This is a genomic window from Microbacterium sp. Bi121, assembly GCF_918698005.1.
Classification (GTDB): Bacteria; Actinomycetota; Actinomycetes; order Actinomycetales; family Microbacteriaceae; genus Microbacterium.
This window is the reverse complement of record NZ_CAKKLJ010000006.1, coordinates 214,942-234,610: the sequence shown is the minus strand read 5'-3', so window position 1 is coordinate 234,610 and position 19,669 is coordinate 214,942. Positions and strand designations below refer to the sequence as shown.

Sequence of the window (19,669 nt, the reverse complement as noted above, 5' to 3'; positions counted from 1 at the left end):
AACCCGGAAGCTAAGCCTCACAGCGCCGATGGTACTGCAGGGGGGACCCTGTGGGAGAGTAGGACACCGCCGGACTCCTTTTAGTCAAAATGGCCACCCAAAGCAGGGTGGCCATTTTGCGTTAACACGCCGAAAGGCGATCATCGACCGGAAGGGTCAACCACATATGTCGCGTCGCGTCGTCACCGTTGCAGCAGCTCTCGCCATCGCAGGTCTGGCACTGACCGGCTGCGGCGCGAACGACAGCTCCGGCGGCGACGCCGACAACGAGTACGGTCTCATCGCGGGCGGCACTCTGACGGTTGCGACCGAGGGGACCTATCGTCCGTTCAGCTTCCACGAGGGCGATGGCACGGGCGAGCTCGTCGGGTACGACGTCGAGATCATCGAGGCGATCGCCTCGAAGCTCGACCTCGATATCAAGTTCGAAGAGACCCAGTGGGATGCGATCTTCGCCGGCCTCGATGCCGGTCGCTTCGACCTGATCGCCAACCAGGTCACGATCAACGACGAGCGCGAGGCGAGCTACCTCTTCAGCGAGCCGTACACCGTGTCGCCCGGAGTCATCGTCGTGAACGCCGACGATGACTCGATCACCTCGTTCGACGACCTCGCCGGCAAGACGACCGCACAGTCGCTCACCAGCAACTGGAACGAGCTCGCGACCTCCAGCGGCGCCAAGGTCGAAGGCGTCGAGGGCTGGGCCCAGGCCGTGTCCCTCCTCAAGCAGGGACGCGTCGACGCGACGATCAACGACAAGCTCACCTTCCTCGACTACGAGAAGACCGAGGGCGACACCAGCTTGAAGATCGCGGCCGAGACCGACGAGGCCGGACTGTCGGCCTTCGTCTTCACCAAGGACAAGACGGAACTCGCCGAGGCCATCGACGGCGCCCTCGCCGAACTGCGCGAAGACGGCACCCTCGCTGAGATCAGCGACAAGTACTTCGGCGCCGACGTCACCGAGTAACCATGGATCTGTGGGATGTGTTCCTCAGCTCGGTCGGGCCCATCGCCCTGGCCGGCCTGGTCGCAACCATCCCACTGGCACTGATCTCGTTCGCGATCGGGCTGGCGCTCGCCCTCGGGGCCGCGCTCATGCGGATCTCGGAGCACCGGATCCTGTCCGTGATCGCCCGCGTCTACATCTCGATCATCCGTGGAACGCCGCTGCTCGTGCAGCTGTTCGTCATCTTCTACGGACTTCCGTCCATCGGTGTCGTCGTCGATCCATGGCCGAGCGCCGTCATCGCGCTCTCGCTGAACGTGGGCGGCTACGCGGCCGAGGTCATCCGTGCGGCCATCCTGTCCGTTCCGAAGGGGCAGTGGGAGGCTGCGTACACCGTCGGCATGGGGCGCACCCGCACCCTCACCAGGGTCATCCTTCCGCAGGCTGCACGTGTGTCCGTCCCGCCCCTGTCGAACACGTTCATCTCGCTGGTCAAGGACACCTCCCTCACCTCGCTGATCCTCGTGACAGAGCTGTTCCGCGTTGCCCAGCAGATCGCTGCGTTCAACTACAAGTTCATGGCCGTGTACCTCACGGCAGCACTCGTGTACTGGGTGTTCTGCCTCGTCCTGGCATCCGGACAGAACCTGCTCGAGAGGAGGCTCGACCGTCATGTCGCGCACTGACCGACCGCGCTCCATCGGGGAGCAGCCCCTTCTCTCCGCACGGGGACTCCACAAGAGCTTCGGCTCCGATGAGGTGCTCAAGGGTCTCGACCTGACGGTGCACCGTGGCGAGGTCGTGGTGCTCATCGGCCCGAGCGGATCCGGCAAGACCACCGTCCTCCGTTCGCTCAACGGACTCGAGACGCCGGATGCCGGCACTCTCACCCTCGACGGCGGGCCGGACATCGACTTCTCGGCGCGCCTGGACAGGCCCACCCGGTTCGCGCTACGGGATCGCTCGGCGATGGTGTTCCAGCATCACAATCTTTTCCCGCACTTCACGGTGCTCCAGAACGTCATCGAGGGGCCGTGGCGCGTGCACGGCGTTCCCAAGGAGGACGCGATCGCCGCGGCGAGGGTGCTGCTCGACAGAGTGGGCCTGGCCGACAAGGAGGACGCGTACCCGCACGAACTCTCCGGCGGTCAGCAGCAGCGCGTCGGCATCGTGCGCGCGCTCGCGCTTCGACCCGCTCTGCTCCTGTTCGACGAACCGACAAGTGCACTCGACCCCGAACTCGTCGGCGAGGTGCTCCTCGTCATCAAGGAGCTCGCGGACGAGGGGTGGACGATGGTGGTCGTCACGCACGAGCTCGCGTTCGCGCGGGAGGCCGCCGACCACGTGCTGTTCCTCGATGGGGGAGTGGTCCTCGAAGAGGGGCCGCCGGACCAGCTGTTCACCGCCCCGGTCCACGAGCGCACGAAGCGCTTCCTCGCTCGGATCATGCGACCGCTCGATGCTGACGGACGCGACGGCGCCACGCCGGCATCCGGCGACGGCGACGCGAACTGATCAGCCGCTGACCGCCTGCACTATCAGGCTCACGGCCAGGGCGATCATGATCACCGCGATGACGCCATCGAGGATTCGCCACGCCCGTGCGGTGTTGAGCCAGCGACCGAGGTAGCGGGCGCCGTAGCCCAGCGCCGTGAACCACACGATGCTGGCGACGACGGCTCCGGCCGCGAAGATCCAGCGTTCGTCGCCGTGCGTGGCGGCGATCGAGCCCAGCATCAGCACGGTGTCGAGGTACACGTGCGGGTTCAGCCAGGTGAGCGCGAGTACCGTCAGCACCACGGGGACGAGCCGGCCGCCCGGGCGCGCTCGCGTCAGGGCCTGTGCACTCAATCCCAGATCAGTGCCGCGCAGTGCTCTCCGGGCAGCGAGCAGGCCGTAGGTGAGCAGGAACGCCGCGCCCAGCCACTGCGCGACGACGACGAGCCACGGCATCCGCTCGATGAGGAACCCGAGCCCGGCGACGCCGGCCACGATGAGCACGGCATCCGACAGTGCGCAGATGATGATCACGGCGAGCACGTGCTCGCGGCGGATGCCCTGACGGAGGACGAACGCATTCTGCGCGCCGATCGCGACGATGAGGGAGAGGCCGAGACCGAGCCCGGCGAGGAAGGAGATCACCCTTCGACGTTAGGCGGCGCGCACCATAAGAGCCAGCGCAGGTATCTTACTTTCCATTAGCCTTGCTTCATGTCGTCCATCGCTCCCGAACTCGCATCCACGGTCGCGGCCATCGTCGACGGCGGCAGTCTCGAGGCCGCGGCGCGCGCGTTGAGCATCACCCCGTCGGCCGTGAGCCAGCGTCTCAAGACGCTCGAACAGCAGCTCGGCCGCGTGCTCGTCGTCCGGGGCCGCCCGGCGACCGTCACTCCGTCGGGAGAGGCGATCGTCCGCATGGCCAGGCAGATCGCGCTTCTGGAGCACGAGGCTCTCTCCGAACTCGGGATGGACGAGTCCGGCGCGAGGGCGAGCGTGCCGCTCGCCGTGAACGCCGATTCGATGGCGACCTGGTTCCTCGCCCCGCTGGCGCGCCTCAGCGCAGCGCACGACATCGACTTCGACCTGCACAGGGACGACCAGAACTTCACAGCCCGCCTGCTCGAGTCCGGAGAGGTCATGGCGGCTGTGACCTCAGAGGCCGCTGCGGTCACAGGCTGCACGGTCTCGGCTCTGGGGATCCTCACCTACGAGGCGGTGGCGACGCCCGCATTCGCGGAGCGCTGGTTCGCCGACGGCATCGGCGTCGACGCCCTTCGCGTGGCGCCGTTCGTGGACTTCGACCGCCGGGACGCGCTGCAGCAGCAGTGGCTCGCGTCCCGCGGCGTCGACGCGCACGGGGTGCCGCGTCACTACGTTCCTGCATCGCACGACTTCGCCCAGGCCGTGACGCTGGGCGTCGGCTGGGGGATGCTGCCGGAGCCGCAGCTGAGCGCGGCGCTGGCATCCGGAGCAGTCAGGCCCCTGGGCGGCGAGCCCGTGCGCGTGCCGCTGTACTGGCAGCAGTGGAACCTGCGCTCCACGCTGCTGGACGCGATCGCGGCGGAGGTCGCGCAGGAGGCGGCACGCGTCCTGCGCCACTGACTCTGAGCAACTGACCCGCGGCCGGTGAGTCCTGGCAGCTCAGTCGGCGAGTGCCAGTGCCCGGAACGCGTCGCGCTCGCGGAGAGCATCGCGACGGGATGCGACGACGGGAGGCGCACTCGGCGGGCGGTTGCCGGTGGTGCGGTGGTAGAGCTCGTCGATGAGGTTCGTGGCGAGTCTGACGAGCTGATCGATCTCGCGCTCGTCGCGATCGATCCAGACGCACCGCGGCTCGTCGTCGATGGGCCGGAAGTCGTCGTGCTCCTCCCACACGAACAGCGTGCGCTCGGCGCCGAGCACGTGCTGCTGCCACCAGACCTGGCGGAGGTAGGTGCGCGGGATCGTGCGCCAGTTCTTGTTGGTGGTCTTGATCTCGGCGAGCAGGATCCGGCCACCGGCATCCTGGACGATGCCGTCGGGGGTGGCGAGATGACGCTGCTCGATCTCGGCGCGGAACAGCGCCGACGAGGGGCGGATGCCGTGCGTCGCGGCGACCCACGCGGCGATCTCGGGCTCGCGCCGGCGTCCGTGATCGGTATAAGCGTTGCCGCCGAAGCGGGCTCCGCCGCCGAGCTTCGCGTCCGCCGCACGGATGATCGACTTCTCGCTGGAGAGCCCGGCGACATCGGTCGCTGTGATGCCGCGCGCCCGAGCCCGGAGCCAGGCGACCCGGTCGCGGGAGTCCGCGACGATTCGAGCCTGAAGTTCCGGAGTCACCATTCGAGGCTACCCCGCACCGCAGGCCTCGACGACGCTGCCGCGCCGAGCTCGCCGGATCGCCTGCGGCGACCGTGGAGCGGACGGTGCGGTCAGCCGAGGAACGGCCAGTGCGCGGGGCCCGGCGATCCGGCGGCGTAGTCGTCGAGGGGGACCTCGTCCTTCGACCATGCTTCCAGGATCGGCTGCACGATTCGCCAGCACTGCTCTGCGGCATCACCGCGGACGGACAGCATCGGATCGGCGTCCAGGATGCCGGAGAGCACCTCGGCATAGGCCAGCAGCTGGCCGGCGCCGAGGTCGGCCGACAGCGTCGCGCGCTCGAGGACCAGCGGGTCGTTCGCACCGTTCACGTTGAACTCCAGCGACATCCGGTCGGGGCCGAGCGAGAAGCGCAGCACGGCGCCGTCAGCCGCGCCGCGCAGACCCTCCGGCACGTGGCGGACGGCACGGAATCGGATCGTGATCTCCCGCGCAGGGTCGCCGATGGCCTTGCCCGACCTCAGCGTGAACGGCACGCCGGCCCAGCGGGCGTTGCGCACCTCGAACGTCGCCTGAGCGAGTGTCTCGGTCCCGCGCGACGGATCGACGCCCGGCTCGTCGACGTACGAGGGCTTGTCCACACCGTCGATGCTGCCTGCCGTGTAGCGTCCACGCCGTGAGGATGCGGTCGGGTCGCCCTCCCACAGCCGTGTCGCGCGCAGTACGGCAGAGGTGGCCTCGCGGAAGTCCGCCTCGCCGATCGTCGCCGGCTGCTCCATGGCGATCACGGCGAGCACCTGCAGCAGGTGGCTCTGGATCATGTCCACGAGCGCACCGGCGCCGTCGTAGTAGCCGGCCCTGCCCTCGAGCCCCAGCTTCTCGTCGTACACGACGCTCACCGACTCGATGCTCTCCGCCGACCAGAGCGGCTCGAGCAGGCGGTTCGCGAACCGGGCGCCGAGCAGGTTCAGCGTGGTGGACTTGCCGAGGAAGTGGTCCACCCGGAACACCTGCTCCTCGGGAACGAGCCCTGCGATCCGGGCGTTGAGTTCATGGGCGCCTGCCTCGTCGGTGCCGAACGGCTTCTCCAGCGCGAGCATCACCCCGTCGGGCAGCATCTCGGGGGTCATCGCCTCGCACGCCGCGGCAGCGACCGACGGTGGAACGGCGAAGTACAGCGCGACCTGCCCCGACAGTCCCTTCAGCAGGCGCTTCAGATCGGCGGCCGTGGTGATGTCCGCCTTCTGGTACTCGATCTCGACGCGCTCGACGGCGTCCGCCGCATCCGAGGCGGTGAACGCCGCCTGCACGACCTTCTTCAGATCGGCATCCGTCCAGTCCTGCGTGCCGGCGCCGATGAGGCGGACCCGGCGGTCCGGCTCGACCGTGAGCAGCTGGCCGAGCGCGGGAAGCAGGAGGCGCGAGGCCAGGTCGCCGGTGGCTCCGAAGAGGACGAGTGTGGTGGCGGCATCCATGCGCCAACCGTAACGCGCCCCTCGTATCCCGACCAGCCTCACATCCCGACCACCCCCGCATCCCGCCCGCTCGCATCGGAACGAAGGGCGTGCGAGAATCGGGCGATGCCGGCGCCGATCGAGGACTACGCACTGCTCAGCGACTGTCGGACCGCGGCCCTGGTCTCCCGCGACGGGGCGATCGACTGGTTGTGTCTGCCGCGTTTCGATTCGCCGTCGATCTTCGGCGCGCTGCTGGGAGACCCGACGCACGGATGCTGGACGCTGCGTCCGCGCGATGAATCGGCGACAGTGCAGCGACGGTACCAGCCCGACACTTTCATGCTCGTCACACGTTGGGAGACGGCGAGCGGCGCGGCCGAGGTGCATGAGTTCCTGGCGATGACGGAGGACCGCACGGATCTCGTCCGACGCGTCGTCGGTGTGCGCGGCACTGTCGAGTTTCGCACCGAGCTGCGCATGCACTTCGACTACGCCAGGGCGCTGCCCTGGGTGCGACAGGTCGGGCAGGACGGAGCCCCGGCGCTGAGCGCGATAGCCGGGCCGGACGCGGTGATCGTCCGCGGGATCGCGCTCGCCGCATCCGACCATGTCCACGGCGCCGACTTCTCCGTCGTCGGCGGCGAGGATCGCGATCTCGTTCTCACCTGGCATCCTTCGCACGAAGTGGAGCCGCCGCCATTGGATGTCGAGGATGCGATCGCGCGGACTCGCGCCTGGTGGCAGGGCTGGGCGAGCCCGATCGAGCGCGATGGGGCGTATCAGGATGCCGTCGTGAGATCGCTGCTGGTGCTGCGGGCTCTCACCCATCGCGATACCGGCGGCATCGTCGCCGCTCCCACGACCTCGCTACCGGAGCAGTTCGGCGGCTCGAGGAATTGGGACTACCGGTATGTCTGGCTGCGGGATGCCGCGCTCACGCTGGAATCGCTGATCGCTCACGGCTTCCTCGAAGAGGTGCACCACTGGCGGCGCTGGTTGCTGCGCGCCGTGGCGGGGGAGCCGGCCGAGGTGCAGATCATGTACGGCATCGCAGGGGAGCGCGATCTTGCGGAGCGCGAGGTGGCGAGTCTGCCCGGCTACGATGGCGCCGCACCGGTGAGAGTCGGCAACGGCGCGGTCGACCAGTATCAGGGCGACGTCCTCGGGGAGGTGCTCGTCGCGCTCGAGGCGGCTCGGATCGCGGGCCTCGAGGAGTCCGCGTTCTCATGGCCGCTGCAGCGGGCTCTGATCGAACGCGTGATGGCGGACGTCGACCGTCGGGACAACGGCATCTGGGAGATCCGCGGACCACTCCGGTGGTTCACGCAGTCGCGGGTGATGATGTGGGCGGCCCTGGACCGCGGAGTGCGGGCTGTGCGCGAGCACGGTCTGGACGGCGAGGCGGACAGCTGGGAGCAGGCGCGCGACAGGTTGCGGACCGAGATCGATCAGCGTGGCGTCCACGCTGACGGCTACTTCCTGCAGCACTACGACACCGACGAGGTGGATGCTTCGCTGCTGACGCTGCCGCAGGTGGGCTACTGCGATCCCGATGATCCCAGGATGCTGCGCACCGTCGAACAGCTGGAGAGGACGCTCGTGCGTGACGGGCTGCTGATGCGGTATCGCACGTCGTCCGGCGTCGACGGCCTCGTCGGGAGCGAGCATCCGTTCCTCGCCTGCAGCTTCTGGCTGGTCGAGCAGTACGCGGCCAGCGGCAGGACCGCCGACGCGCACGCGCTGATGGACCGTCTCGTCTCCCTCGTGAACGACGTCGGGATGCTGTCGGAGGAGTACGACGTCGGCGGAGCACGGCAGGCGGGGAACGTGCCGCAGGCGTTCTCCCACCTCGCGCTCGTTCGGGCCGCTGACGCGCTCGCCGGGCACTCAGGGCGCGCGGCGCACCGCCGGGGAGGCGTGCGAGCAGGCTGACGCGCGCGATTTGGCAGAGGTAGGCCCGTGAGGTACAGTTGTCGTAACCGAAGACCGCTGGTCATCGTCGTGCGCGCAAGCGTCAGGCGATTGAAGCACTGCACTGCAGGGGCCCGCGCAGGGGACATGATCGTTCTCCAGGAAACTGGATTCCACGCTCCGTCGCTTGCGCCGGAGCGTTTTTGTTTGCATGCGCGGTCCAAGGTCGATGTCTCACGAACGTGAGGCATCCCGTACCCACCAAGGAGTGACCATGGCGCAGAAGGATGCATCGGTTGCCGAGCTCACGAAGTCATTCGAGAACTCGAACGCCGTCCTGCTGACCGAGTACCGCGGTCTGACGGTTGCCCAGCTCAAGGAGCTGCGTAACAGCATCCGTCAGGACGCCGAGTACGCCGTGGTGAAGAACACGCTGACCAAGATCGCCGCCAACAAGGCTGGGATCTCCGCGCTGGACGACGACCTCAAGGGTCCGTCGGCTGTCGCGTTCGTGCACGGCGACTTCGTCGCCACCGCGAAGGCTCTTCGTGATTTCGCCAAGGCCAACCCGCTTCTCGTGATCAAGGGCGGCGTTTTCGAGGGCAATGCCCTCACCGCCGACGAGGTCAACAAGTACGCCTCGCTCGAGAGCCGTGAGGTTCTGCTTGCGAAGGCTGCGGGCATGATGAAGGCGACGATGGGCAAGGCTGCCGCGACCATCGACGCGCTTCGCGAAAAGCTGGAGACCGCACAGGCCGCGTGAGCGACCGGCGATCTCGTTCCACAAACCCCATCAATCTAGGAGATACATCATGGCGAAGCTCACCACTGAGCAGCTGCTCGAGCAGTTTGCAGACCTGACCCTCGTCGAGCTCAGCGAGTTCGTGAAGGCGTTCGAGGAGAAGTTCGACGTCACCGCTGCTGCACCCGTCGCCGTTGCCGGCGCTGCGGGCGCGGGTGCCGGTGCCGAGGCTGAAGAGGAGAAGGACTCCTTCGACGTCATCCTCGAGGCTGCCGGCGACAAGAAGATCCAGGTCATCAAGGCTGTCCGCGAGCTCACCTCGCTCGGCCTCGGCGAGGCCAAGGCCGTCGTCGACGGTGCTCCGAAGGCTGTCCTCGAGGGCGCCAACAAGGAGTCGGCTGAGAAGGCCAAGGAGGTCCTCGAGGCCGCCGGCGCCACGGTTACCCTCAAGTAATCGCGTTCTCGCATCACGAAGGCCCCGGGGTTCGCCCCGGGGCCTTCGTCGTGCATTCCGCGCCAAGAAGGTTGTGTTGTCGTGACCTTCGGAAGGTTGTGGGAGCGCTCTCTTGGGAATAGATTGGGCACAGGTGGTCATCGCTGACCCCAGCGCAGGAAGATCTCCTGCGTCACTCTAGGAGGCACTCATGAGTCAGTCCAAGCGGCGCGTCCTGCTCGCGTCCCTTGCAATTCCGACGGTTCTGGGGCTCACGCTCGTCGGCTGTGCCGAGGGCGGGTCCGGTGACGGCGGCGGAGACGCCGGCAACAAGACCGTTCGCATCTCGGGTGGCATCACCGGCATCGAGGCGGACGACCTCAACGCGTCGTTCGACAAGTTCACCGAGGACACCGGCATCAAGGTGGAGTACACCGGTGACAAGAGCTTCGAGGGCAACATCGTCACCAAGGTCACCGGTGGCGACGCTCCTGACATCGCCATCGTCCCGCAGCCCGGTCTGCTCAAGACCCTCGTCGAGACCGGCAAGGTCATGGCAGCCCCTGAGGCCGTCGAGGCCGCCGTCGACGAGAACTGGTCCGAGGACTGGAAGACCTACGGCACGTTCGACGACACGTTCTATGCTGCGCCGATGCTCGCGAACCTCAAGGGCTACGTCTGGTACTCCCCGGCGAGCTTCGCCGAGTGGGGCGTCGAGGTCCCCGAGACGTGGGACGACATGATCGCGCTCACCGACACCATCGTCGAGAAGACGGGCGGCCCCGCATGGTGCGCCGGCTTCGCCTCCGACGCAGCCTCCGGCTGGCCCGGCACGGACTGGATCGAGGACCTCGTCCTGCGCCAGTCCGGTCCTGACGTGTACGACGACTGGGTGGCCGGCGACGTGAAGTTCACCGACCCCGAGATCAAGGAGGCGTTCGACGCGGTCGGCTCGATCCTGCTCAACCCGGACTACGTCAACGCCGGCTACGGCGAGGTGAAGAGCATCAACTCCACCGCCTTCGGCGACGTCGCGGCGAAGGTCGCTGACGGCAGCTGCGCTCTCACGCACCAGGCCTCCTTCCTGTCAGCGAACTTCCTCGACGTGCAGAACGCCGACGGTGAGACGCCGACCGTCGCCCCCGACGGCGACGTCTACGCGTTCGTGATGCCGGGTGCGACCGCTGGCGAGCTTCAGGTCGAGGGTGGCGGCGAGTTCGTCGCCGGCTTCTCCGACGACGAGTCGACCCAGAAGGTGCTCGAGTTCATGGCATCCCCTGAGTTCGCCGACGCCCGCGTCGAGCTCGGCGGCGTGATCTCCGCCAACAAGAACGCGGACCCCAGCCTGGCATCCAGCGAGTTCCTTCAGGAAGCCATGACGATCATGCAGGACGACTCCACGGTCTTCCGCTTCGACGCCTCTGACCTGATGCCGTCCACGGTCGGCTCCGGTTCGTTCTGGAAGGGCATGGTCGACTGGATCGACGGAAAGGCAACCGATCAGGTGCTTTCCGACATCCAGGCTGGCTACGAGAACTAGCAGTCCCTATTCTCGAGACATGACGGTTCGCGGGACCGGGCGCTGCCCGGTCCCGCGAACCGCACCACTCGAGTCCAGAGTCGTACTCAGAAGGAGTGTCCATGTCGCACACTGCCGCTGACGAGGCACCAGTCGCGGAGACCCACGCGACGCAAGAGGTGTCCGCGAAGCTGCACGGCACCGATCCGCGAGGTCGCACGATCACGCGCGTCGTCGTGGTCGTCGGATTCGTGCTGATAGCAGCCCTGATCTTCCTCCTGCTCATCAGCGCACCCGTGGAGGACCCGCAGCGCATCACGATCGGGTTCTCGCTGAACAGCCTGTTCATCTGGATGGGCGGGCTGCACCCGCTGCTGCAGATCCCCGTCGTGCTCGTGCTGTTCGGCATCGTCGTCGCGATCGTGCTCGTGCTCATCGAGTACGCGCCCCGCGCTGGCCGCGGCTACTTCATCATGCGCCTGATCGCCTGCCTCGTCATCCCGGTGCTGGCGTTCCTGCTGCTGCGACCGTACTCCAACGCGCTGCTCTACGTCGTGGCCATCGCGCTGCTGGCCGGTGGGCTGCTCTTCTTCGCCGACTACCGATCGCGGCAGGGGGCGGGGTACCTGTTCCAGCTCATCCTGTTCATGGCTCCCGCGTCGATCATGCTGCTGCTCGGGCTCATCTATCCGGCGATCTCCACATTCTTCAAGTCCTTCTTCGACAAGACCGGTACGGACTTCGTCGGCCTCGAGAACTACTTCTGGGTCTTCACGAACCCCACCGGCGCGGCGTCCGTGATCAACACGCTGATCTGGGCCCTTCTAGCGCCGACGATCGCCGTCGGCATCGGCCTCGCGTACGCGGTCTTCATCGACAGGGCCCGGGGCGAGAAGCTGCTGAAGGTCCTGGTGTTCATGCCGGTCGCGATCTCGTTCGTCGGCGCCGGCATCATCTGGAAGTTCATGTACGACTACCGTCAGGGCGATCAGCTCGGCCTGCTCAACGCGATCGTGACGATGTTCGGCGGCGATCCAGTCAACTGGCTCGCGGTGAAGCCGATCATCAACACGCTCATGCTGCTGGTGGTCTTCATCTGGACCCAGACCGGGTTCGCCATGGTCATCCTCTCAGCGGCCATCAAGGCCGTGCCGATCGAGCAGATGGAAGCAGCCGAGCTCGACGGCACGAACGCCTGGCAGCGGTTCCGGAACGTCACCGTCCCCGGCATCCGGTCATCCCTGATCGTCGTGCTCACCACGATCACGATCGCATCGCTCAAGGTCTACGACATCGTCGCCGTGATGACCGGCGGCCGAGACGACACCACCGTCCTCGGCTTCGAGATGGTCAATCAGCAGCAGCGCTTCCAGAGCTACGGACACTCCTCCGCACTCGCCGTGGTGCTGTTCATCTTCGTGCTGCCCCTGATCATCTACAACGCCCAGGCCATGCGCAAGCAGAGGGAGATCCGCTGATGAGTGCCACGCAAGCCGTCGTCACGGACAACCGGACCAAGCGCCAGGTCGCGCGCGACACCCGGCGCAACGAGGCGATCGCCCATAAGAAGCTCACCTCGAAGGGGGCGACGATCGCCGCGGCGATCATCGCGATCTTCTGGACGATCCCGACGTTCGGACTCCTCGTCACGTCGTTCCGACCCGGCGCCGACACCCAGTCGACCGGATGGTGGACGGCGTTCACCGACCCCGAATTCACGTTCGACAACTACATGCAGGCGCTCAACGCCGGTGGCACGTCGACCACCCTGGCATCCGCCTTCGTGAACTCCCTCGCCATCACGATCCCGGCGACGGTCTTCCCGATCGTCATGGCGGCCCTGGCCGCCTACGCGTTCGCGTGGATCGACTTCAAGGGACGGAGCATGCTCTTCGTCTTCGTCTTCGCGCTGCAGATCGTGCCGCTGCAGATGGCGCTCGTGCCGCTGCTGAGCCTGTTCTCCGACGGCCTCACCATCGGCGATGTCATGATCTTCCCCGGGTTCGGCCTGAACGACGTCAGCTACAGCTTCGCCCGTGTGTGGATCGCGCACGCGATCTTCGCGCTGCCGCTGGCGACCTTCATGCTGCACAACTTCATCGCCGAGATCCCCGGCGAGATCGTCGAGGCCGCGCGAGTCGACGGTGCAGGCCACGGGCAGGTGTTCTTCCGGATCATCCTGCCGCTGGCGATGCCGGCGATCGCCTCGTTCGGCATCTTCCAGTTCCTGTGGGTGTGGAACGACCTGCTCGTGGCGACGATCTTCGCCTCGCCGGGTGCACTGCCGATCACGCAGGCGCTGAACTCGCTGTCCGGCACGTGGGGGAACAAGTGGTTCCTGCAGTCCGCCGGAACATTCATCTCGATCATCGTCCCGCTGATCGTGTTCTTCGCCCTGCAGCGATTCTTCGTCCGCGGCCTGATGGCCGGAGCGACCAAGGGGTAACGTCACCAGCCGACGAGGTCCGCGCCGTCTACGCTTGTGCACATGGATTACGCGGAGCACATCGTCGACCTCGTCGGCAACACCCCCCTCGTGAAGCTGCAGCACGTCACAGAGGGCGTGGAGTGCACCGTGCTCGTCAAGCTTGAGTACCTGAATCCAGGAGGGTCTGCGAAGGACCGCATCGCGCGGCGCATCATCGACGCCGCCGAGGAGTCCGGCGACCTGAAGCCCGGGGGAACGATCGTCGAACCCACCAGCGGCAACACCGGCGTCGGTCTGGCCCTGGTCGCCCAGCAGCGCGGCTACAAGTGCGTGTTCGTGCTGCCGGACAAGGTCGGCGAGGACAAGATCGACGTGCTGCGCGCCTACGGGGCCGAGATCGTCATGACCCCCACTTCGGTCGCCCCAGACAGCCCGGAGTCGTACTACAGCGTCAGCGACCGGCTCGCCGAGGAGATCCCCGGCGCCTTCAAACCGAACCAGTACGAGAACCCGAACGGCCCCCGGAGTCACTACGAGACCACCGGTCCCGAGATCTGGCGCGACACCGACGGCAGGATCACGCACTTCGTCGCCGGCGTCGGCACCGGTGGCACCATCACAGGCACCGGTCGATACCTGCGCGACGTGTCCGACGATCGGGTGCGCATCGTCGGCATCGACCCGGAGGGCAGCGTGTACTCCGGCGGGACCGGCCGCCCGTACCTGGTAGAGGGCGTCGGCGAGGACATCTGGCCAGGGGCATACGACCCGAAGGTCCCCCACGAGATCGTCGCCGTCGACGACGCCGAGTCATTCGCGATGACCCGACGTCTCGCACGGGAAGAGGGGATCCTCGTCGGCGGATCCAGCGGCATGGCGGTGGCGGGGGCGCTCCGCGTGGCGAAAGGCCTGCCGGCGGATGCCGTCATGGTCGTGCTCCTGCCGGACGGCGGTCGCGGGTACCTTTCGAAGATCTTCAACGACTCGTGGATGCGCTCGTACGGCTTCAGCGACGTCGACGCAGGCGAGACCGTCGCCGACGTGCTGGATGCCCGTCGCGCCCAGGGCCCGGCCATCCCGGATCTCGTCCACGCCCACCCCAGCGACACCGTGCACGACGCGATCGCGACGATGACCGAGTTCGCCGTGTCGCAGCTGGTCGTACTGAGCGCCGAACCGCCGGTCATGATGGGCGAGGTCGTGGGAAGCGTGGATGAGCGGAGACTGCTCGATCTGCTGTTCCGCGGAGAGGCGAAGCCCGCCGATGCACTGGCGGCGCACATCGGCGAGCAGCTGCCGCTCGTCGGCATCCACACGTCCGTCGACGACGCGCGCGCTGCGCTCGCCGACGCCGACGCCCTGCTGGTGACCGTCGACGGACGGCCGCACACCGTGCTCACCCGACAGGACCTCGTGGCCTACCTCGCGCGCTGAGGTTCGGACGCGTCCGGCGACGTAACAGGCGGATGCCGGGAGCGGGTGCGACGTAGGCTGAAGACATGTCCGATCACGCCTTCGCCACTCGTGCCATCCATGCCGGCCAGGAACCCGACCCGGTCACCGGAGCGATCATCCCGCCGATCTATCAGGCCTCCACGCACGTTCAGGACGGCATCGGCGGCTTCCGGGACGGCTACGAGTACAACCGCGCAGGCAACCCGACCCGCACGTCGCTCGAGACGCAGCTCGCCGCTCTCGAGGGCGGCATCCGAGCGCTGTCGTTCTCCTCGGGCCTCGCGGCAGAGGACGCGCTGCTGCGCGGCATCCTGAAGCCCGGCGACCACGTGGTGCTGGGCAATGACGTCTACGGCGGAACATACCGGCTGCTGACCAAGGTGCACGCGGCCTGGGGCGTCGAATCCTCGATCGTCGAGCTCGGCGACGCCGACGCGCTGCGCGCCGCGCTGCGCCCGGAGACGAAGATCATCTGGATCGAGACGCCGAGCAACCCGCTGCTCAAGATCGTCGACATCGCGAAGACCGTTGAAATCGCGCATGCGGCCGGGGTCCTGGTGGTCGTCGACAACACGTTCGCCTCACCCGCCCTGCAGAGCCCGCTGGCCCTCGGCGCCGACTTCGTCGTCCACTCGACCACCAAGTACCTCGGCGGGCACTCCGACGTGCTCGGAGGAGCGGTGATCTTCGGCGATGACCGGTTCGTCGAGCAGGTCAAGTTCCAGCAGTTCGCCGTCGGAGCCGTCTCAGCGCCGCTCGACGGGTGGCTGACGACCCGCGGGATCAAGACCCTCGCGCTGCGGATGCGCCAGCACTCTGCGAACGCCCAGGCGATCGCGGAGTGGGCTGCTTCCCGCCCCGAGTTCGAGACCGTGTACTACCCCGGACTCTCGTCCCACCCCGGGCACGAGATCGCCGCATCCCAGATGAGCGGGTTCGGCGGGATGCTGTCGCTCGGTCTCGCCGCAGGGCAGGATGCCGCTCGCGCCTTCGCCGAATCGACCGAGCTGTTCCAGCTCGCGGAGTCGCTCGGCGGGGTCGAGTCGCTGATCGGCTACCCGCCGGACATGACGCACGCGTCGGTTCGCGGCACCGAGCTCGCGGTTCCCGAGAACGTCGTGCGTCTCTCGGTCGGCATCGAGGACATCAGCGACCTGCTCGCCGACCTCGAAGCGGGTCTCGTCCGCTCCACACGCTGACGGGCTCCTCGTCTCGCACGCGCCGATCGGGCACAATGGCCGGATGACGCGTCCGCTGTTGCTGTGGTGGGGGATCGGTGCGATCCTCGCGGCCGTCGTGCTCGGGATCGCGGTGACGGGCCCCGGTCCGAACGCGCCGTGGATCGACGCCGGCTGGAACGCCTTCATGGGCGACATCCGCACACCTGCGCTCATCGCGTTCGGGAACGTGCTCGATCACATCGGCGGCGGCTGGGTCGCGACGTATCTCGTCCCGCTCGCTGTCATCGCGGGGCTGCTCATCGCCAAGCACTGGCGCGCCGCGGTCTTCGCCGCTGTCGTGATGCTCGTGAGCGTCGCCGCCGTGCAACTGCTCAAGAGCCTGTTCGCCAGAGGGCGCCCTGAGGACATGCTCGTGCAGTCGGACTTCGGCTCATTCCCCAGCGGGCATACGGCCAACGCGGCGACCCTCGCTGCACTTGCGGTCCTGCTCCTTCCGCGCGTGTGGGTGGTGATCGCCGCCGCAGCGTGGACGCTCGCGATGGCGTTCTCGCGGACGCTGGTCTCGGTGCATTGGCTCAGCGACACCGTCGGGGGGATGCTGATCGGTGCCGGAGTCTCGCTCGTCATGGCCGGCTTCCTGCTGACCTGGGCGCGATCGCGCGGCAGAGAGCCCGACCTGCCGCGGCGCGCAGAGACGCCGTCGTGACCGGCATCCGGCCCTACCGCGCGCCGGACCGTGCTGAGCTGTTCGATGTCTGCGTTCGGACTGCCGACGCGGGAGGCGACGCGAGCGGGCTGTTCGCCGACGACGACCTGTGGGGACTCCTGTTCGCGGTGCCCTATGCCGAACGGCATCCCGATCTCACGTGGGTCGTCGAATCAGACGACGGAAGGATCATCGGATACATCGTCGCCACGGATGACACTGATGCCTTCGAGCGATGGTTCCAGGGCGAATGGTGGCCGCAGTTCGTCCAACGGTTCCCCCGGCCGGCATCAGCGCAGACCCGCGAGGAGACGATGATCGAGCACGCCTACGCGCGGGGGCGCGGCCGCGAGCCGCACGTCGACGCGTACCCGGCGCACCTCCACATCGACCTGCTGCCGGAGACGCAGGGGCAGGGCCTCGGGCGTCGGCTCATCGGGACGCTGTTCGCCGAGCTCCGGCGGCGGGGTGTGCCGGGGCTGCATCTCGGGATGGACCCCGCGAACACGGGAGCTGCCGCGTTCTACGAGCGCATCGGGATGCAGCGGCTGGCGACCGCGCCCGGCGAACTGGCCTACGGCATCCGGTTCTGAGCGTCCAGAATGCCCGGCAGCCAATAGACGAACAAAAGGCCCCGCTTGCGCGAGGCCCTTTGTTCGTCTGGCGGTGACGGCGGGACTCCGGTACTCGCTGCGCTCGTGCCTCCCCGAATCCCCGGCATCCAATAGACGACTAAAGGGCCCCGCTTGCGCGAGGCCCTTTAGTCGTCTGGCGGTGACGGCGGGATTCGAACCCGCGGTTGCTTGCACAACACACGCTTTCCAAGCGTGCTCCTTCGGCCGCTCGGACACGTCACCAGGGAACAACCTGAACAGTCTATCCGATCGCGCCCTGCACCCGTGACGCTACGGGGGCCGACAGCGTCCGCCAGTAGGCTGACCGCATGATGCGGCAGTCCACCAGAGCCACGGTCGCCCGACACGGGCAGCAGAAGCCGCCCTCCAGGGGCAGGCGCCTGCTCAAGGCACTGGGCATCGGCACGGCCGTCGTGCTCGTCGCGGTGCTCGGCGTCGTCGCCTGGCTGTACATCGACCTGAGCTCGACCTATACCGAGAACGTCGTCGAGCTGGAAGGCGACGATCCGCCCGCCTTCTCCGAGTTCGAGGGCAGCGCGAACATCCTCGTCGCCGGCACCGACAACTGCGAACCCGAGTACGCCGATCTGTTCGGCGACCGCTGCACGGACGCCGAGGACGGCGTCCGAAGCGACGTGCTGATGGTCGTGCACATCTCGGAGCTGCCGCGCAGGGTCACCGTGATCAGCTTTCCGCGTGACCTTCTCGTCGACATCCCCTCCTGCATCGATGCGAACGGCAACGCGACATCCGAGGCCTACGGTCAGATGATCAACTCGGCATTCGGCACCGGAGGGCTGGCGTGCTCGGTGAAGACCGTGGAGTCCCTCACCGGGCTCGACATCGGATACGCGGCATCCATCAACTGGGGCGGCGTCATCGATGTGACGAATGCGATCGGCGGCGTCGAGGTGTGCCTGGCCACACCGATGAAGGACGCCGATTCGGGCATCGATCTGCCAGCGGGAACGCATGAGCTCAAGGGCGCGGACGCCCTCGCGTTCCTGCGCGCACGGAAGTCCACGACCGACGGCAGCGACACCGCCCGCATCGGCAACCAGCAGCTGTACATGTCGAGTCTGGTGCGCAAGATCACCAGCGAGAAGGTGCTCACCGACCCCGCGCTCCTGCTGCGGCTGGCCAAGACGATCCTGGCGTCGGTCGACCCCAGCACGAGCCTCACCAACCCGGTCACGCTCGCACAGATGGGACTCGCGCTGAAGGACATCCCCGTCAGCGACTACGTGTTCGTGCAGTACCCGGCAGCCGAGTCGGCCGTCGACCGGAACCGCCTCGATCCGTTGCCCGACGCCGCGGCCGCGCTCTTCGACGCTCTCGAGAAGAACGAAGCGCTCGCGCTCGCCGACGAGGATGAAGGCGGCGAGCCCCCGGCGACGGAGTCTCCAGCGCCGGCGACACCGGCTCCGACGGCGTCCGCGACGCCGGAGGACGAGCCGGTCACGCTCCCCGGCGACGTGACCGGCACCACTGGCGACACCGAAGGGTGCGCGACTGGGCGCGTGTACTGAGGCTGCCCGCCTACAATCTCCAGGTGAGCACACCCAAGATCGTCCTGTTCTACGCCTTCGCGCCCCTGGCCGACCCTGACGCCGTGCGCGTCTGGCAGCGCGACCTCGGCGAGGCGCTGAAGCTCCGCGGGCGGCTCATCATCTCCGAGCACGGCATCAACGGCACGCTCGGCGGCGACCTGCACGACCTCAAGAAGTGGGCGCGGTCGTTCCGCTCGTACGCGCCGTTCAAGAACGCCGACATCAAGTGGAGCGAGGGGACGGGTCTCGACGACGACGGATGCAGCGTCGACTTCCCGAAGCTCAGCGTCAAGGTGCGCGACGAGATCGTGTCGTTCGGTGCCCCGGACGAGCTGCGGGTCGATGAGAACGGCGTCGTCGGTGGAGGCATCCACCTCTCGCCCGAGAAGCTGCACGAGCTCGTCGAGTCCAGAGACGATGTCGTCTTCTTCGACGGACGCAACGCCCTCGAGGCCGAGATCGGTCGGTTCAAGGACGCGATCGTGCCCGACACCGAGACGACGCGCGACTTCGTGGCGCTCCTCGACTCCGGCGCTTACGACGATCTCAAGGGCAAGCCGGTCGTCACATACTGCACCGGAGGGATCCGCTGCGAGGTGCTCTCGAGCCTCATGGTCTCCCGTGGCTTCGGCGAGGTGTACCAGCTCGACGGCGGCATCGTCCGGTACGGCGAGACGTTCGGGGATGACGGGCTCTGGGAGGGCTCGCTCTACGTCTTCGACAAGCGCGGCTCCATCGACTTCAGCGATCACGCCGTCGTCGTCGGCGAGTGCGTCGGCTGCGGCGCCGCGACCAAGCGGACGGCGAACTGCCCTGATGCGTCCTGCCGACGCCAGTTCGTCGTCTGCGAGGCGTGCGACGCGATCCCGTGCGAGGAGCACGCCGCAGCGACGGCGGGCTGA

19 protein-coding genes and 1 tRNA gene are annotated in these 19,669 nt (G+C 67.5%); 16 read left to right on the top strand and 4 right to left on the bottom strand.

The genetic code is table 11. From position 1 onward, the window contains the following. Positions 1 to 166: 166 nt before the first annotated feature. The 3 genes from LQZ87_RS11835 to LQZ87_RS11825 are packed head-to-tail and all read left to right on the top strand — an operon-like array spanning position 167 to position 2,464. On the top strand, positions 167 to 970 hold the full coding sequence (locus tag LQZ87_RS11835) for an amino acid ABC transporter substrate-binding protein (RefSeq protein ID WP_230103668.1): 804 nt from the start codon (positions 167 to 169) through the stop codon (positions 968 to 970). A gap of 2 nt (positions 971 to 972) precedes the next feature. Next, positions 973 to 1,635 (top strand): amino acid ABC transporter permease, encoded by a 663-nt coding sequence (locus tag LQZ87_RS11830; RefSeq protein WP_230103667.1) that lies wholly within the window; start codon positions 973 to 975, stop codon positions 1,633 to 1,635. Beyond that, positions 1,622 to 2,464, top strand: a complete 843-nt coding sequence (locus tag LQZ87_RS11825) for an amino acid ABC transporter ATP-binding protein (RefSeq protein ID WP_230103666.1) — start codon at positions 1,622 to 1,624, stop codon at positions 2,462 to 2,464. The genes LQZ87_RS11830 and LQZ87_RS11825 overlap by 14 nt, the downstream gene beginning before the upstream one ends. Here the strand turns inward: LQZ87_RS11825 and LQZ87_RS11820 are convergent, their stop codons facing one another. After that, positions 2,465 to 3,091 (bottom strand): LysE/ArgO family amino acid transporter, encoded by a 627-nt coding sequence (locus LQZ87_RS11820; protein WP_230103665.1) that lies wholly within the window; start codon positions 3,089 to 3,091, stop codon positions 2,465 to 2,467. Positions 3,092 to 3,160: 69 nt separating this feature from the next. Between LQZ87_RS11820 and LQZ87_RS11815 the strand changes: the two genes are divergently transcribed. Continuing rightward, positions 3,161 to 4,051, top strand: a complete 891-nt coding sequence (locus tag LQZ87_RS11815) for a LysR family transcriptional regulator ArgP (RefSeq protein ID WP_230103664.1) — start codon at positions 3,161 to 3,163, stop codon at positions 4,049 to 4,051. A gap of 39 nt (positions 4,052 to 4,090) precedes the next feature. On the opposite strand, the gene LQZ87_RS11810 is transcribed toward LQZ87_RS11815, so the two are convergent. Together LQZ87_RS11810 and LQZ87_RS11805 are read right to left on the bottom strand one after the other, a co-directional pair. Further along, complete coding sequence (locus LQZ87_RS11810) at positions 4,091 to 4,768, bottom strand: YqaJ viral recombinase family protein (protein WP_230103663.1); 678 nt, start codon at positions 4,766 to 4,768, stop codon at positions 4,091 to 4,093. Between the two features lie 92 nt (positions 4,769 to 4,860). Then, positions 4,861 to 6,225 (bottom strand): glucose-6-phosphate dehydrogenase, encoded by a 1,365-nt coding sequence (locus tag LQZ87_RS11805; RefSeq protein WP_230103662.1) that lies wholly within the window; start codon positions 6,223 to 6,225, stop codon positions 4,861 to 4,863. On the opposite strand from LQZ87_RS11805, the gene LQZ87_RS11800 reads away from it, so the two are divergent. From LQZ87_RS11800 to LQZ87_RS11755, 10 genes are all read left to right on the top strand, one after another. Next, positions 6,145 to 8,139, top strand: coding sequence for a glycoside hydrolase family 15 protein (locus LQZ87_RS11800; RefSeq protein ID WP_290368270.1), 1,995 nt, complete (start codon positions 6,145 to 6,147; stop codon positions 8,137 to 8,139). The genes LQZ87_RS11805 and LQZ87_RS11800 overlap by 81 nt on opposite strands. A gap of 253 nt (positions 8,140 to 8,392) precedes the next feature. After that, positions 8,393 to 8,881, top strand: a complete 489-nt coding sequence (gene rplJ, locus LQZ87_RS11795) for a 50S ribosomal protein L10 (RefSeq protein ID WP_175985310.1) — start codon at positions 8,393 to 8,395, stop codon at positions 8,879 to 8,881. 49 nt (positions 8,882 to 8,930) lie between these two features. Next, a complete protein-coding gene (gene rplL, locus LQZ87_RS11790; protein ID WP_230103660.1) occupies positions 8,931 to 9,314 on the top strand; it encodes a 50S ribosomal protein L7/L12 in 384 nt (127 codons plus the stop codon). 190 nt (positions 9,315 to 9,504) lie between these two features. Continuing rightward, positions 9,505 to 10,833: an extracellular solute-binding protein gene (locus LQZ87_RS11785; protein WP_230103659.1), complete on the top strand. Its 1,329-nt coding sequence runs from the start codon at positions 9,505 to 9,507 to the stop codon at positions 10,831 to 10,833. Positions 10,834 to 10,934: 101 nt separating this feature from the next. Further along, positions 10,935 to 12,290 (top strand): ABC transporter permease subunit, encoded by a 1,356-nt coding sequence (locus LQZ87_RS11780; RefSeq protein ID WP_230103658.1) that lies wholly within the window; start codon positions 10,935 to 10,937, stop codon positions 12,288 to 12,290. Next, positions 12,290 to 13,258: a carbohydrate ABC transporter permease gene (locus LQZ87_RS11775; protein WP_230103657.1), complete on the top strand. Its 969-nt coding sequence runs from the start codon at positions 12,290 to 12,292 to the stop codon at positions 13,256 to 13,258. Before LQZ87_RS11780 ends, LQZ87_RS11775 begins: the two co-directional genes overlap by 1 nt. Before the next feature lie 42 nt (positions 13,259 to 13,300). Next, complete coding sequence (locus LQZ87_RS11770; protein ID WP_230103656.1) at positions 13,301 to 14,674, top strand: cystathionine beta-synthase; 1,374 nt, start codon at positions 13,301 to 13,303, stop codon at positions 14,672 to 14,674. Positions 14,675 to 14,739: 65 nt separating this feature from the next. Continuing rightward, entirely contained in the window at positions 14,740 to 15,894 is a 1,155-nt protein-coding gene (locus LQZ87_RS11765) for a cystathionine gamma-synthase (RefSeq protein ID WP_230103655.1), read from the top strand. A 43-nt stretch (positions 15,895 to 15,937) separates the two neighbouring features. After that, the gene (locus LQZ87_RS11760) at positions 15,938 to 16,582 is read left to right on the top strand and encodes a phosphatase PAP2 family protein (protein WP_230103654.1); all 645 of its coding nucleotides are present in this window, start codon (positions 15,938 to 15,940) and stop codon (positions 16,580 to 16,582) included. Next, the gene (locus tag LQZ87_RS11755) at positions 16,579 to 17,175 is read left to right on the top strand and encodes a GNAT family N-acetyltransferase (RefSeq protein ID WP_230103653.1); all 597 of its coding nucleotides are present in this window, start codon (positions 16,579 to 16,581) and stop codon (positions 17,173 to 17,175) included. The genes LQZ87_RS11760 and LQZ87_RS11755 overlap by 4 nt, the downstream gene beginning before the upstream one ends. A 176-nt stretch (positions 17,176 to 17,351) precedes the next feature. Here the strand turns inward: LQZ87_RS11755 and LQZ87_RS11750 are convergent. Beyond that, a tRNA-Ser gene (locus tag LQZ87_RS11750) sits at positions 17,352 to 17,439 on the bottom strand. Between the two features lie 86 nt (positions 17,440 to 17,525). Here LQZ87_RS11750 and LQZ87_RS11745 point away from each other — a divergent pair. Both LQZ87_RS11745 and LQZ87_RS11740 read left to right on the top strand, forming a co-directional pair. Beyond that, complete coding sequence (locus LQZ87_RS11745) at positions 17,526 to 18,746, top strand: LCP family protein (protein WP_230103652.1); 1,221 nt, start codon at positions 17,526 to 17,528, stop codon at positions 18,744 to 18,746. A 23-nt stretch (positions 18,747 to 18,769) separates the two neighbouring features. Continuing rightward, complete coding sequence (locus tag LQZ87_RS11740; protein WP_230103651.1) at positions 18,770 to 19,669, top strand: rhodanese-related sulfurtransferase; 900 nt, start codon at positions 18,770 to 18,772, stop codon at positions 19,667 to 19,669.

Coding starts and splice junctions, on each gene's coding strand:
- LQZ87_RS11835 (WP_230103668.1), top strand. CDS start 167: ATGTCGCGTCGCGTCGTCACCGTTGCAGCAGCTCTCGCCATCGCAGGT.
- LQZ87_RS11830 (WP_230103667.1), top strand. CDS start 973: ATGGATCTGTGGGATGTGTTCCTCAGCTCGGTCGGGCCCATCGCCCTG.
- LQZ87_RS11825 (WP_230103666.1), top strand. CDS start 1,622: ATGTCGCGCACTGACCGACCGCGCTCCATCGGGGAGCAGCCCCTTCTC.
- LQZ87_RS11815 (WP_230103664.1), top strand. CDS start 3,161: ATGTCGTCCATCGCTCCCGAACTCGCATCCACGGTCGCGGCCATCGTC.
- LQZ87_RS11805 (WP_230103662.1), bottom strand. CDS start 6,225: ATGGATGCCGCCACCACACTCGTCCTCTTCGGAGCCACCGGCGACCTG.
- rplJ (WP_175985310.1), top strand. CDS start 8,393: ATGGCGCAGAAGGATGCATCGGTTGCCGAGCTCACGAAGTCATTCGAG.
- rplL (WP_230103660.1), top strand. CDS start 8,931: ATGGCGAAGCTCACCACTGAGCAGCTGCTCGAGCAGTTTGCAGACCTG.
- LQZ87_RS11785 (WP_230103659.1), top strand. CDS start 9,505: ATGAGTCAGTCCAAGCGGCGCGTCCTGCTCGCGTCCCTTGCAATTCCG.
- LQZ87_RS11780 (WP_230103658.1), top strand. CDS start 10,935: ATGTCGCACACTGCCGCTGACGAGGCACCAGTCGCGGAGACCCACGCG.
- LQZ87_RS11775 (WP_230103657.1), top strand. CDS start 12,290: ATGAGTGCCACGCAAGCCGTCGTCACGGACAACCGGACCAAGCGCCAG.
- LQZ87_RS11770 (WP_230103656.1), top strand. CDS start 13,301: ATGGATTACGCGGAGCACATCGTCGACCTCGTCGGCAACACCCCCCTC.
- LQZ87_RS11765 (WP_230103655.1), top strand. CDS start 14,740: ATGTCCGATCACGCCTTCGCCACTCGTGCCATCCATGCCGGCCAGGAA.
- LQZ87_RS11760 (WP_230103654.1), top strand. CDS start 15,938: ATGACGCGTCCGCTGTTGCTGTGGTGGGGGATCGGTGCGATCCTCGCG.
- LQZ87_RS11745 (WP_230103652.1), top strand. CDS start 17,526: ATGATGCGGCAGTCCACCAGAGCCACGGTCGCCCGACACGGGCAGCAG.